Origin of the sequence: Thermogemmatispora onikobensis, from assembly GCF_001748285.1 — a bacterium.
In the GTDB taxonomy this organism is placed as follows: Bacteria; Chloroflexota; Ktedonobacteria; order Ktedonobacterales; family Ktedonobacteraceae; genus Thermogemmatispora; species Thermogemmatispora onikobensis.
Genome location: NZ_BDGT01000006.1, coordinates 204,810 through 218,065, shown reverse-complemented (window position 1 = coordinate 218,065; position 13,256 = coordinate 204,810). Strand labels below are relative to the sequence as shown.

The following is a 13,256-nucleotide window of genomic DNA, read 5'->3' as shown; positions in this document are numbered from 1 at the left end:
TCCTCATCGAGCCAGTTCTCGCTATACCAGCGTGCCTCTGCCAGGTCGCTGCGCAGGGTCTCCAAGACCCGCGCCGCCCGCGCCCGTGCTCTCTCTCGGGCCTGCCCATCTTCCAGCGACTGACGCACGTGAGCCTGAATGGTCAGGGCCGGCGGATCGCCGGAGAGGTCCAGCAGGTCTTTGAGCGATTGACCCAGTGAGAGGCCCGTCTCGGCAAGCCAGATAGCGTGTATATGGGCCCGAATCAGGTCTTCGTTGGTCAGGTCGATACGCGGCGGCGTCACCGCCCCCTTGACCATCTCCTCGGGATGGCGGAAAAAGTATTGATCGTGCGAGCTGCCAGTCGAGCAGTAGGAGATGATCAGAGCTGGCTGGCCGCTACGTCCGGCGCGCCCACTGCGCTGGGCGTAGTTGGCAGGCGTTGGTGGGATGTTGCGCAGATTGACAACGTTCAGATCAGCAATGTCGATCCCCAGCTCCATCGTGGGCGAGCAGTAGAGGATCGGCAGCTCGGCCCGGCGAAAGGCCTCCTCGCGCTCCTGGCGCCGCGCTGCTGGTACCTGGGCAGTGTGCTCCTGAGCCTGGATCTGCTGCAGGGCGCGAATATCTTCGGCACAGCGTTGATAGAAGTTGACAAAGAAGGAGTTGACAGGCATAGCCTGATCCTGCGATAGCTCCAGAATGCGCAGCGGATCATGGTAGGGTATGCGACCATCGCCGGGGAGCCAGCGCATGGCTGCGGCGGAAAGCTGATAGCCGCGCCCCATCCCACGCTCGTCCTCCGTGACGGCCTCGACGAGGCCGGCCTTGCAGAGACCAGCCAGCAATTGGCGAATAATCTGCTGCCGGTCTTCGACTGTCAATTGCAGACTGGAACCCAGAGCCGATATTAACTCCTGTCGCACGTAGCGCCCGAAGCGACTCAGGCCAGACAGATAGCGATTGCTGACGGACTCACGTTCATGGGTCCGGCTGCGCGGGTGGGCAAAGACGCGGCTGGCATAGAGCAGCTCCTCATCTTCATCCAGTCCCCAGGGCGGGACCAGGTATTGACTGCTCTGCTGCTTGATCTTCTCCTGAAAATGGGGGTCCAGATAATTCACTTTGATAGCCAGGCCGCGGCGCAACTCGTCGAGCAGTGTACGACAGAGCCTCTGACGCACTTCGGATGAGGCAGCCTGCAAAGCTGGATGACTCTCTTGCCAGAGCGCTGTCTCCTTGCAGACATCGGGCAGATCGGGATAGTCGATGATCAGCAGGCCGCACTCCTCCAGGTTGGGAGAGGTAATACGCCAGCCGCGCTGGAGATCGCGATAGAGGCGGTAGCCGAGGACGTTACGCAGGGCCTCGTCGGTTTTGAGACGGATGCTGTAGGGGGTATAGGCCTCCTCGCTGCTGGCAGCATACTGCGTCCGTTGCAGTTCGAGGGCCTCGAAGACGCGGAGGGTCAGGTCATCGTGCGGGAGACCTGCCTTACCAGCGCGCTTGACTGCTTTATAGAGCGCCGCCCGTAAGAGGACCATCTCGACGAAATCGTTGAAGTGCCCGGCCTGCAGTGAAGCGTCCTGACGATTATCAGTGAAACTGAGCAGTTTGGCGGGCATACGCCGGCCTTCGGGCTGGTTGCCAGCCTGACCCTGACGGTCACCTTCGCGCAGATGGAGAATGGTCGAGAGCGAGAGCAGGGTGGTCGCCGTGCTGCGCCCTTCCGAGCTGAGGGAGGCCAGCTTGAAAAAATCGTTGCGCTGAGAAGCGCTATAGGTGACCTTGCAGCGCAGGCAGAAGCGGAAGGGCGTCGGAATGAAGTGGCAGAGCAGGCCCTCGCCCTCATGCTGGGCCAGGGTGCCATCGGGCCGCAGATAAAGCGGCAGCGGAACCGAGCGACGGGCAGAGGAAATGACGCGCTCCCGACCATTGACCACTTCCTTCAGGTCCCCCGGCAGACGCTCCTCGATCTCACCCCTGTCAACAGGCCAGGCGCCTTCCTGGCTCAGATAGAGAAAGCCGATCTGGCCACTACGCCCAGCCTTCCCCGCTTTGCGGCTGCGGCTGCCACCGCTATCCGTCTCGCTCCCAGCATCATCCTCTTCTTCGTATTGATCCTGGATATCGCGCGCGATCAGCGTCTGGTCATTCAGCCAGCGCACACAATAATACTCCTGGCCACACTGGCGGCAGAAGACCAGCGGAAAGAGCAGCTGATCACGGCTGCCAGGCACATATTGCTGGGGCTGGAGCGTCAGATGGCGCTCGTGGGGATAGGCGAGCGAGGCATAGACAGTATCGCCTTTGCTGATGAATTGATGCAGCCGGAAAGCGAAAGGAGGAATGCCAGTATTGGGATCGCGCACCTGCTCATAGCCCGCAAGCAGCCAGGCTTTAATCTTGTCGGCGCAGATCTCTGGTGAAGCACCGGTCAGCTGTGCCAGGAGGGCCGCCGCGCTCTCGCCCTCGCCGGCAATGCGGCGCGGTTGGGAGCGTACATAGCCGCGCTCGTGCTTCGTGATGCCAAACGTCTCTTCCAGCCAGATGGCCAGAGGATCGCGAAGAAATTCCTCATAGCGCTCAGGCGGCCTGCCTTCGGGATCACGGACACAGGCGCTCAGGCGCTCGCGGAAGGTCGGCGTAGAGGTATCGACCTCCTCGGTCACGCGCTCCAGAGTCTCGCCGATGACGTGCTCGGGCCGAATGGGGGTGCCGAAGATCAGAGAGGCCATCTCGGCGATCTTGCGCTGCTGATTCTCCTGCCCCTCGTCGCTGATGAGCGTGGCCGAGGTGCCGATGCATTGGAGGGTCTCGCCGGGCGGCGTCAGCCTATCGCGTACGCGGCGCACGAGCAGGGCGACGTCGGCCCCCTGGCGCCCGCGATAGGTATGCAGCTCATCGAGCACCAGAAAACGCAGCCTGGCGGCATCCAACAACGGGCGCTCGTGCAGGCGCGTCATGATCAGCTCTAGCATCACGTAGTTGGTTAGCAAGATGTCGGGGGGATTTGCAATAATTTCACGTCGCTCGTCGGCAGTCTCCTGGCCGGTATAGCGTCGAAAGCGTACTCCATGCTCGCCGGCGCCCAGGCCGAGGTATTTCTCTAGCTCTCCCTTCTGGCTGTTGGCCAGGGCGTTCATCGGGTAGACGACGATGGCCTTGATGCCCGGCTGGCCAGGATGCTGCAGGACATAGTTGACGATCGGAATGATGTAGGCCAGGCTTTTGCCAGAGCCTGTGCCCGTGGTGAGGACATAGCTGTGGCCCTGGATAGCCAGGCGGATCGCTTCGTCCTGGTGACGGTAGAGCTGCAGCGGATAACCCGCCGGCTCCTGGCTCGACTTGCCGCGGCGGAAAATACGGGCACAGTCGGGATGGAGTAGGCCCTCAGCAACCAGCTCGTCGATGGTGGCCCCAGGCTGGAAGCGCGGATTGAGCTGGATGAGCGGCTCCGGCCAGAGCAGTCCACGCTCAAATTCCTGCGTGACATAGTCGCGAATCTGGGGATCGCGAATCTGGAGAAAGCTTCGGACATAGGCAGCGTAGTCGCCGATCAGATGCTCGCGCAGCTCGAAGATGTTCATCATGGCCTCCCGGAGAGCTTGCCTGTAGCACCTATTATAAGCTGCAAGTCTCCTCGCAGCAAAGACTGCCTGGTATGACCGTTCCACTTGACGTTGACTCTAGCGCTGACCTAGAATAGGGCTAGCATGGTTCACTTAGTGTCGAAGGGGTCTAACGTTAACAGCTTCAGCCGGTGAGGCACTACACTGCATGGCCAGGTACTTCCTGCTTTCTTTGCCCAGGACAAGTAGCTATCTGCAGGCCATCACAGCCGGGCAGGCGCGCTTGACGATCCAGCTGACTCCACCTCCCAGCCTGCAGGTTGGCGATCGCTGCCTGGTGGCGCAGCAAGGTTCCTCACCGGGCGTGCTGCCTGTGGTCCTGAGCGTCATCTCCGTCAACAGCCCCGCGCAGACGGCCACGCTCGCCGTGACAGAACGCTATAACCACCCCGCTGACCTTGACGCATTGAACGGCACTACCTACCAGACCAGCTCACAGAGCAGACCGCCCCGGAAGGCGTTAGTAGCGGAAGAAGCGCCGCAATACGATTACAGTCCTATTTTTCTCTTTCCATTATCAAAAGCAGATTGGGAGGCTATTACTGGATCGATGGGAGGATCAAGACTAGAAGAGCAGGCTCTGCTCAAGCATATCCACAGCTATATCTCGGCGCGAGGCTACTACTTCGATCAGGAAACGCTCTATAACTATCACATCTGCCTGAAGACGCGCCCTTTCGTGATCCTCGCCGGTCTTTCGGGGACGGGCAAATCGAAGCTGACGCAGCTCTATGCGGAGGCCCTGGGGGTACCGCGCGAGCGCTATCTACGGCTGGCCGTGCGCCCCAACTGGAACGATGACCGCTACTTGCTTGGGTATTTCAATACCTTGAGCGGCAGCTATATCAGTGAGCCGGCCCTTGACTTCCTGCTGGAGGCCAGTGAACACGAGCAGGAGCTCTATTTCTTCTGTCTGGATGAGATGAACCTGGCGCATGTCGAATACTACTTTTCGCAATTTCTCAGCGCCTTTGAAGAGGAGCGTCCCGCCGACCGACGCATCACCCTGGTCAGCCGGCGCCTCTACGAGGAGCTGAAGGGGCAGGGGCAGCCGCTGACGGTACCGGCAGAGCTGCAACTGGCGCCCAACTTGCTCTTTACTGGCACTGTCAACGTCGATGAGACCACCCAGCCCATCAGCGATAAGGTGCTGGACCGCGCCAACACCATCGAATTTTTCTCGATCGATCTGGACAAGATTCCGCAGCCCACGGTCCCGCCGGACCCCGTGCCGCTCTCAGCCCTCACCTGGCAGAGCTACAAAGCTCAGCAGCCGGACACCCGCTATCGTGAGCTGCTGCAGGCGATCAATGCCATTCTCAACCGAGTTGAGATCGGCATAGGCTACCGTGTTGTCCGTGAGATCGAGCTGTACCTGGCCAACAGCGCTGGTTTGTTGGAGCCAGAGGTGGCGCTGGATCTGCAGATCAAGCAGCGCATTTTGCCGCGCGTGCGGGGAACAGAGGTTATCGAGGGGGTGCTGGATGAGTTGCTGGCTCTGACGCGCGATCAGCGGTTGCCGCGCTCCCACCAGCGTTTGGGGGAGATGAAAAGCAGGTTGAAACGCGATGGCTACACCAGCTTCTGGCGTTGATGGCGCCTGGCTGACGATCAACGGTCAGCCCCTCAGCTTTGCCCCCGACAATGACAATGCAGCGCTCAATCTCTCTGAATATCGTGTCTGTTACATCAAGGTGACGTCCTCAGCGCCGCACCCCATCAGCATTGTGATCGACGAGGTGCCGTTACACACCGAGCATTATGGCCTCTGGCAGTGGCGTCCCGAGCATTACGCTGGCCTCTATCGCCTGACAGTCCACGCTCCCGGCGTTGCGCCGCGCACGGCCTGGCTGCGTGTCTTTCCCCAGAAGCTTACCCAGCGTCTGTATGAGCAGATGAAGAGCGAGCTGGCAGCGCTCTCACTGGATCTGTGGTTTCGCTTGCTCTCTCCCGCCGTTGAGCGGGCCGCCTTTGGGCGCCGCCTGGAGGAGACCTCACCTGTTCATGACTATAAGCAAATTCGTGGCCTGGTGGAGAAGCTAGGTCCCGTGCTGCTGCAGATCCGCCGTCGGCCACATTCCAGGTTGCAGCCGGCGGCGCGCTCTGGCGACTGGCAGGCTGTGGCGCGCTTGAGCGGTGAGGCCCAGCCGCTGCCGGGTCCCTGTCTGGAGCTGCCAGCGCTACGGCGTCCCTATGGGCACGTGCGCTATCTCCCGCAGGAGTGGCAGCTGCAGGAGAGTCAGCTCTCCTACGACGTGTATGAGAATCGCCTGCTCAAGCACTTTTTGCAGCGTCAACTGCCGGCCAGGCTCAGCCTGATCGAGGAGCGGGCCAAGGCCGAGGCCGAACGTCGAGCGGCCCTCTACCAGCGCTACCACAATGAGGAGGACCGCGCTCTGCTAGAGCGTCTACGGCGCGTGATCGCTGAGTGCCAGCAGATGCGACAGCGCTGTCTTTTCTGGAGCAGCGAGCCGTTTCTCAAGACGGTACAGGCAGCAGCCTTGCCCGGCAAAGCCACCCAGGTCCTCTTAAAGCATCCCGCCTACAGCCGCTTCTTTCAGCTCTATCTGCAGTTTCAGCAGCGTCTGATGGTTGTCAACACCGAGCGCTACGTCAACGAGCTGGGCCAGCGTAAAGTGAGCGAACTGTACGAGATGTGGAGCGTTTTTACGATCACCCACCTGGCTGTCGAGCTGCTGGAAGAGCGTGGCTATCGCCTGGTTTCGAATACGACCTTCTACGAGGTCGAGAAGCGCTATTTCGAATTCGAGGTTCGCAAGAACGTGGCCAGTATTGCGCTGGTCAAAGGCGATCGAGAGGTGGTCTTTAAGTACGAGCCGTACTATCCTCATGCCTCAACGGTGGGAACAGACCCGGCGCTGGTCTCGACGCTCTCCAGCGGCGGCCCGCTGACGCCCGATATGGCTATCGAAGTCTATCGCCAGGGCGAGCCGTGGCGTGTGCTGGTATTCGATGCGAAATATCGCTGGCAGCGCTCACCCAGCGGCCAGTACTATGCTAAGGAGCAAGATATCAATAAGATGCTCAGTTATCGCATCAATATCAGATACCAGTATTTGAGGCGTACTTCTGGCAATGTTCAGCTTCAGCGCAAACGGATTGTGACCAGTGCTTCTATCCTCTACCCGGGCACAGAATTGCAAGAGGAGGATGATGGACACATCAGGGCTTTTCCACTCATCCCGGGGCAGGCAGAGCGACGGGTAGCGGCCATTCGGGCCCGGCTTAACGAGTTGCTGACGGCTGCCCAGTTGTGAGAGGAGTCAGCGATCGGTCAGCAGAGAGGCGAGCCAGGGAGGGATCACCGGTGATCAGCAACATGGGGCACTGGATACGGGGCAATACCTCGCGCCAGGGGAAGGCACCGATCGCCGCATGGGCCACATCCAGGATGGCGATCTGTACTTCGCCTTTGGAGGCAGCCCAGGGGTCGATCTCTGCTTCGGCCCAGGTCGGTTGCAGGACCCGGGCCTTGATCAGGCGCTCTTCGGGCGGTAAGGCTCGCAGTTCAAAGAGCCATTGCCAGGTCGAGGGGGACGCCGGGCCGTCAGGGGTGGCAATGAGGGCGTTGGTGACCTCAGTCTGCGAGGGCGAGGCGCCGAGAATCTGAACGCCAGAGATAGATGAATCATGTCCCATGTTTGGCGGATTCTCCAGAGATGCCAGGGAAGGAGCGAGGGAGGTGTAGGCAGCGAGCGGCTCGATCTCTCGATTTGTGCTCGCGGGCGAGACCGGGAGCACTGCCGCGCAGGGTTGGCACGGAGTGCACACCATTACACCAGATATTACAGTATAATACTCTTCATATTTCTAGAGTAGACAGGTGCCTTAGAGTATGTTACGATATTTATAGGTGGATGCTGTTGTTCCCCTAAAACTCTTTGCTTCAGGGGGGATCAGGTGAGCAAACAGGCGCTGCCGCTACCGGCAAGGAACAGTTCCAATTGCTCACTTGCTATCTGAGTGGGCATGAGAAGAAGGCTGCAGACACGAGGTGAGAGGCTGTTTCGCTCAAGATAAGCTGGTTCGAATCGGGAGGCGATCGTCACCCCAAATCGCTCGATTTCCTGTTATCTCAACTCAATAGAGAGCGTTACATTCAGTTTCCCCGGTGAGGTTTCTCCAGGAAACAAGAAGGAACAAGGAACGCAGTGTCACGGAAATGAGTATAAACTGTCTCCAGTTTTGCCTGTCTTTTCATCTATACTCTTTTAAGAGAAGCAGATGCTATCTCAATAACTGTTAGCCTGTTGGAGAGAGGCCCAGTCAGCTCCTAACGCTTCTTCTGTTGATAGAAGAGGAGCCAGCGGGTCTGTTTCTCCCTGTGCCGCTGTTATGCTCGTTTGCTTTCGTCCAGAGAGCGGGAATCTCCCAGTGAAACAGGGAGAAATATCAAGACAAGGAGAAGCAGACAGGTGCCCACCAGGGTACCTCTGACACAGCACTGCTAGAGTGGAAAGGAAGGAGAAGCAATGCACCAGAGCCAGGACTCAGAGGGAGCAGGCCCGCTCCGCCAGGCCCTGATCCGTGCGCGCCGTGCCCGCCTGCTCACTCTCGAAGAAGTCGCCGAGGCCGTCGGCGTCAGCAAGGCCACCGTCTGCCGCTGGGAGCGCGCCGGCGATGTCCCCCAGCCCCTGCACCTGCGCAAGCTCTGCCAGCTCTTCGCGCTCTCCCCCGCCGAGCTGGGCTTCCGCGATGAGGAGCTGGGCCTCTCCCTGCCCCTGCCCGCTCCGGCCCCTCCCACCAGCGAGCCTCTCCAGGTCGAGCCGGGGCCGCTTCCTTCTCCTCCTGCCGAGGCCGACGCCCTGGCCGCTGCCCGCCTGCAGTGCCTGCCCCTGCGGCTGCTGGGCCTCGTCTGGCGCTGGCCCGCCAGCGACTCCCACTATCAGCAGCTCCAGATCCTCTTATGCACCGAACTGGAGAAGGACGCTATGAACCAGAACGAGTTAACCCGGCGCGAGACGCTGCGCCTGCTCGCCCTGGCGCCGATTGAATTGTTGGGTCTGTCACAGGCCGGCCCTGCTATGAAGGGGCCGGCCCTCACCGAAGATATCTTGAAGCAGTGTGCCGCCGGCCTGGCCGCCTGCTGGCAGTTGCGTCGGCAGGGCGAGCTGGCCTTAGCTGAACAGGCGGTTGCCGCCTATCTGCCCACCCTGCAGGCTCTGGCCAGAACCGCCCCACCCAAACAGAGTCAGGCCGCCGCCGAGCTAGCAGCCCAGGGCTTCCTGTTGCGTTCACGGCTGGCCTGGCACCTGAGCACCCCAGCCCAGGGAGTGGCTTATGCCCAGCAGGCCGAAGCGTTCAGCAGCATAGCCGGCAACCTTGCACTGCAAGTAACAGCACTCGGGCGTCAAGCCACCTCTCATTACTATGGCCATCGCTACAAGCAAGCGTTGGAGGCTTCACAACGGGCACGGTATTTACTCGAGGAGCGAGATCGACGCGACCGGCAGAAGGAGGCTTCAGTCGCTCAGCCTGCCAGTGATCCAGTGGCTCCTATTTTCTATACCCGCTGCTATGGAGAATTAGCCATAGATCTTGCAGCAACAACCGCGCAAAAAGATGAAGCCCTTCGCTTTCTGAAGCAGGCATATGAGGCATTCTTTGCCCAGACAGAACCAGTTCCCACATGGGTAGACTTTATTTTGAGCGATCTGCTGCTCGACGATGCCTACATGCATAGGGAGTTAGGTTTGTCGCAGGAAGCATTAGCAGCCTGCGAGCAGATCGAGCAGCACTATCAACAGGGAACGGTGACGCCTCTTGGCCGCGCGGAAGCCCTCTTGCTGGCCGTCCTGATCGAAGCCAGCCGCGACGACCAGCCACGCCGGCTCGACTGGTGCCTGGAGAAATGGCAGGCCGGCCTCGCCGGCGCCAGGCAGCTCCAGAGCCAGCAGCGCCTAGCCGAGGCTCGCCAGGCCTACATCGCCCTCTGCGCCGCCTTCCCCGGCGAGCAGCGCCTGCGCGAGCTGCGCGAGCTGCTCACCCTCACCTGAGTCCATCGCCAACATCGTATGCCTGTCCCCCGAGCAGCATACCTGACCTGTAGTATGCTGCTCTTTTGTTTCCTTCCCGTATCTTCACATCCTCATATCTCCAGCCCTGAAAAAGAGGGAAACACTTAGTAACCCCGTCTTCGCAACCTATAACTGCTTTCACTGCCCTCCCTAAGCGAACAATCAGCTTGTTCTACATAAGCAGCCTGCTTGCTGAAACAATAGGAAGCGGCACATCTCCTTTCATTATCAGCGCCGCAAGAGTCAGATAAGCTTGCTTTTCATTTCCCCCGCTAGCTTTCTCTTCTAAGAGCAACAGTGACAGCAAGCAAGGAACAACATGATTACTCACTGAGCATCCACTTTGGATGTTATTTTTAATTTCACCTTCTATACTTCTTTTCAATAGCACACTGGTGGAAATCCGTTGGATTCCAGCACGATCTATCAACGGCGATGATCGATACAAGTATGCTCTTCGCCTGCCCTACATCCGGCAAGCGAAGGCGGCCATGATATCAGCCAGTGTCATGAGGAAACGCTAGATCCTGCAGCACGTCTCTGTCCCGATGTGGGCAACGATTGTCAACTGTCCATCAGGGGCGAGAGGCAGATCATCCTTGCCAAAGAAATAAGGAAGGAGACCCGCTATGGGCCTACTACATAAGCTGCTCGCAGGCCGTCACGCCCGGGTCCGTGTGGCCCTCACGCCAGGCCCGGCTACTCCGGTGACAGCCACCACTCACATCTCTCCAGAGGGTTCACCTCTCCTCACGCAGCGCCAGTATCTGGCTGATGTTCCCTATATCTTACCCAAAGATCCCCTGGAAGACCAGCGGCTCAATTACCAGCACCATGCCCTGTATCGCACTCTGAGTAATAATCACTATCTCGCCCCGCTTGCTCCCGAGCTTGAACTCAGCGCGGCAGGGGCCCCCGCCAGCCACAGACCTGGAGCGCCTGCGAGCCACCCCAGCCCGATGGAGGTGCATGCCATGCCGCTTCGTGAGCATGATGCCCGTTTCGCCATCGGGCTGGACCTGCTCCAGGTCAACGCCGCCCGGCCCGGTCCTGCCAGCAAGGTCCTGGGTCTGGAGATGCTCCTCGTAACCGCTCCGGAGCGGCACCCGCTCTTTCTCGGCCATGCCCCCCTCATCCGGCAGGCGCTTGAGGCCGAGCGAGCGGGTCGCCTGCCCCTGCTGCCCGTGGGGTCGGCCTGGCCCCTGCGCCCTGCCACCCCAGAAAGGAGACACCCATGAGTGCGCTGGATGACCCGTCTCGTCCGAGTTCCTTCCGCCGGCAGCGCGGACGCTCGACCTACATCATAGACGCGGAGAACCCTGGGGAGCTGGCCCGCCTCATGCAGCAGGATCGTCTGCTCACCGAGACGCTGGGCGGCCTGTTGCCCGAGGAGGAGATCAGCCTCCCTGAGACGGGCCGCGTCCTCGACCTGGCCTGTGGCCCGGGCGGCTGGCTGCTGGAACTGGCCTTCTGCTTCCCGCGGGCCACCCTGATCGGCGTTGACCTCAGCCTGGCGGTCGTCGAGTATGCCACCACTCAGGCCCGCTCACGGGGCCTGGACAACGTCCACTTCCAGGTCATGGATGTCATGGAGCCGCTGGCCTTCGAGGACGGCTCCTTCGACCTGATCAACGGGCGGCTGCTGTGGGGCTTCATGCTGCCGGCGGCCTGGCCGCGGTTGCTCGTCGAGTGCCGCCGCCTGCTCAGGCCGGGCGGCTTCCTGCGCCTGACCGAGATGGAGGAGCCCCTGACGACCAGTCCAGCTTTCGAGCGGCTGATGGCTTTGGGGACCGAGGCCCTCTGGAGAGCCGGCCAGAGTTGCTCAGTGGATGGGAGACACATCGGCATCACGCCACGGCTGCCGCGGCTGCTGCGGCAGGCCGGCTTCCTCAACGTAGGCCTGCGGCCCACCGTCATCGAGTGGTCGATGGGGACCTCCAGACACTACCCGGTCTTCAAGGACTTTCTCATCGGGCTGGAGCTGGTCCTGCCCTTCCTGGAACGCATGGGCCTGGCCGCTTGGGCGGAGCTGGAGCGCCTGTATCAGCAGGCAGTGGCCGAGATGCAACAGGAGGACTTCTGTGCCCTCTGGCCCCTGCTGACCGCCTGGGGGTGTGCGCCCGGGCCGGAGAGACCAGGAGACCAGAGCCAGAGGCGCACGCTGACCGCGTCCTGTCCTGGTCACAGCTCACAGGAGAGAGAAGCAGGAGACCAATGGCCATGAACACAAAGCCGGTCATCAATCGCGAGGACGAACAGCGCCAGATCTCGACGGTCCTGCAAGCACTCAGGCAGTCGCGCGTCAAGCAGGGTCAGCCGTGGCCAATCGTGCACCTGTCTGGCGTAGCCGGCATCGGCAAGACCACCCTGCTGCTCCAGGTCCAGCAACAGGCCCACGCGCTCGGACTGCCAGTCCTCTGGGGCACGGTACGACCAGGAGCGCACATCGATGCCGTCGCCAGCCAGCTGCTATCAGACCTGCCGTCGCCACCCCTTTCCCCCTCCCCTGGAGAGAGGCACGACCCAACACCGGATCACACCACCCCGGGTCTGGCTCAGCTCATCCCCAGACTTCGCCTTCTCGTGCACCAGCAGGGAGCCGCCGTCTTGCTGCTGGACGACGTGGAGATCGGCAATGCCTCGCAGCTGCGCTGGCTGGTGGCGCTGCTCGATGCATTAGGAAAGGAGACCCCCCTGCTCCTGGTGCAGACGGCGGCTGGGTCGCTCCCCTGGTCCTGGCAAACCGTGCTGAATCGCCCAGTCCTTCCCCTGGAGCTCGGGCCACTCGACCGCGTCAGCAGCGCCCTCTTGCTCGACCGCCACGCGCCGACGCTCGCCCCCGAGGCGCGAGCCCTCGCCCTGACCTGGGCTGCCGGCTACCCGCTGGCCCTGGTCGTGCTCGCCGACGCCCTGCGCGACGGGACGCTTGTCCCCCGTCAGCCAGCAGACCGGACCCGGCTGCTGGAGCAGCTCACCGAGCGCGTCCTCCGGCACGGCGTCTTGGGCGCGCTGCCGCCGGCGGAGCGGCCCGCCGTCGAAACCCTGCTGCGCTTGCTCGCCGTGCCGCGCCGCTTCACCGCCATGCTGCTGCAGGACCTCATCGAGCAGTTTGTCCCCGAATGGAGACAAAGCGATCCCTTTGCCTATTTCTTCCTGCCACAGCAGCTCGCCGCTCGCACTCACGCCCTGCGCTGGCAGTTCGAGCGCGCCGGCTATGTCGTCGTCGCACCGGTCCGCCACCTGCTGCAGGTCCTCTGGCAGGAAGAAGCTCCGGCCCGCTGGCGGGAGATCCTGCGCTGGCTGGCCGCCTTCCAGGAGCGCCTGACAGCGCGAGCCAGCGGCCCCGAACGCATTCGTTCCCTGGCCGATCAGCTCGCCTATCGTCTCCTGGGCGAGGAACCAACGCGGCGAGTAGAGCAGATGCCCAGCGTGCTGGCATCCCTGCACCAGGAACCACAGGCCGTAAGCCTGCAGGTGGTGGCCGCTCTCCAGCAGGACCAGGATCTCCAGGCCGCCCTGGGCGAGCAGGCTTCAGACTGGCAGGCAGCCCTGCAGGCTCTGGAGCGTGAGATCCTCGCCCAAGAACAAGGAAAGGAGTAACATACCG

The 13,256-nt window shown here is 61.4% G+C and carries 8 protein-coding genes; 6 read left to right on the top strand and 2 right to left on the bottom strand.

From position 1 onward, the window contains the following. The coding region (locus BGC09_RS04790) for a DEAD/DEAH box helicase (protein ID WP_141727641.1) at window positions 1-3,572 on the bottom strand (3,572 nt) is incomplete at its 3' end. A gap of 187 nt (window positions 3,573-3,759) precedes the next feature. On the opposite strand from BGC09_RS04790, the gene BGC09_RS04785 reads away from it, so the two are divergent. Together BGC09_RS04785 and BGC09_RS04780 are read left to right on the top strand one after the other, a co-directional pair. After that, window positions 3,760-5,205, top strand: coding sequence for an McrB family protein (locus BGC09_RS04785; protein WP_069802618.1), 1,446 nt, complete (start codon window positions 3,760-3,762; stop codon window positions 5,203-5,205). Then, entirely contained in the window at window positions 5,180-6,889 is a 1,710-nt protein-coding gene (locus tag BGC09_RS04780) for a DUF2357 domain-containing protein (RefSeq protein ID WP_069802616.1), read from the top strand. The genes BGC09_RS04785 and BGC09_RS04780 overlap by 26 nt, the downstream gene beginning before the upstream one ends. Here the strand turns inward: BGC09_RS04780 and BGC09_RS04775 are convergent. Beyond that, a complete protein-coding gene (locus BGC09_RS04775; RefSeq protein ID WP_069802615.1) occupies window positions 6,858-7,271 on the bottom strand; it encodes a hypothetical protein in 414 nt (137 codons plus the stop codon). The two genes, BGC09_RS04780 and BGC09_RS04775, sit on opposite strands and share 32 nt — an antisense overlap. 833 nt (window positions 7,272-8,104) lie before the next feature. On the opposite strand from BGC09_RS04775, the gene BGC09_RS04770 reads away from it, so the two are divergent. The 4 genes from BGC09_RS04770 (at window position 8,105) to BGC09_RS04755 (ending at window position 13,249) form a co-directional block, all read left to right on the top strand. Next, a complete protein-coding gene (locus BGC09_RS04770; protein WP_069802613.1) occupies window positions 8,105-9,628 on the top strand; it encodes a helix-turn-helix transcriptional regulator in 1,524 nt (507 codons plus the stop codon). A 650-nt stretch (window positions 9,629-10,278) separates the two neighbouring features. Beyond that, window positions 10,279-10,887 carry a hypothetical protein gene (locus BGC09_RS04765; RefSeq protein ID WP_069802612.1) on the top strand — a complete coding sequence of 203 codons (609 nt, stop codon included), beginning with the start codon at window positions 10,279-10,281 and terminating at the stop codon, window positions 10,885-10,887. Continuing rightward, complete coding sequence (locus BGC09_RS04760) at window positions 10,884-11,873, top strand: class I SAM-dependent methyltransferase (RefSeq protein WP_069802610.1); 990 nt, start codon at window positions 10,884-10,886, stop codon at window positions 11,871-11,873. The genes BGC09_RS04765 and BGC09_RS04760 overlap by 4 nt, the downstream gene beginning before the upstream one ends. Then, window positions 11,870-13,249 carry an ATP-binding protein gene (locus BGC09_RS04755; protein ID WP_176728841.1) on the top strand — a complete coding sequence of 460 codons (1,380 nt, stop codon included), beginning with the start codon at window positions 11,870-11,872 and terminating at the stop codon, window positions 13,247-13,249. Before BGC09_RS04760 ends, BGC09_RS04755 begins: the two co-directional genes overlap by 4 nt. Window positions 13,250-13,256: the final 7 nt, after the last annotated feature.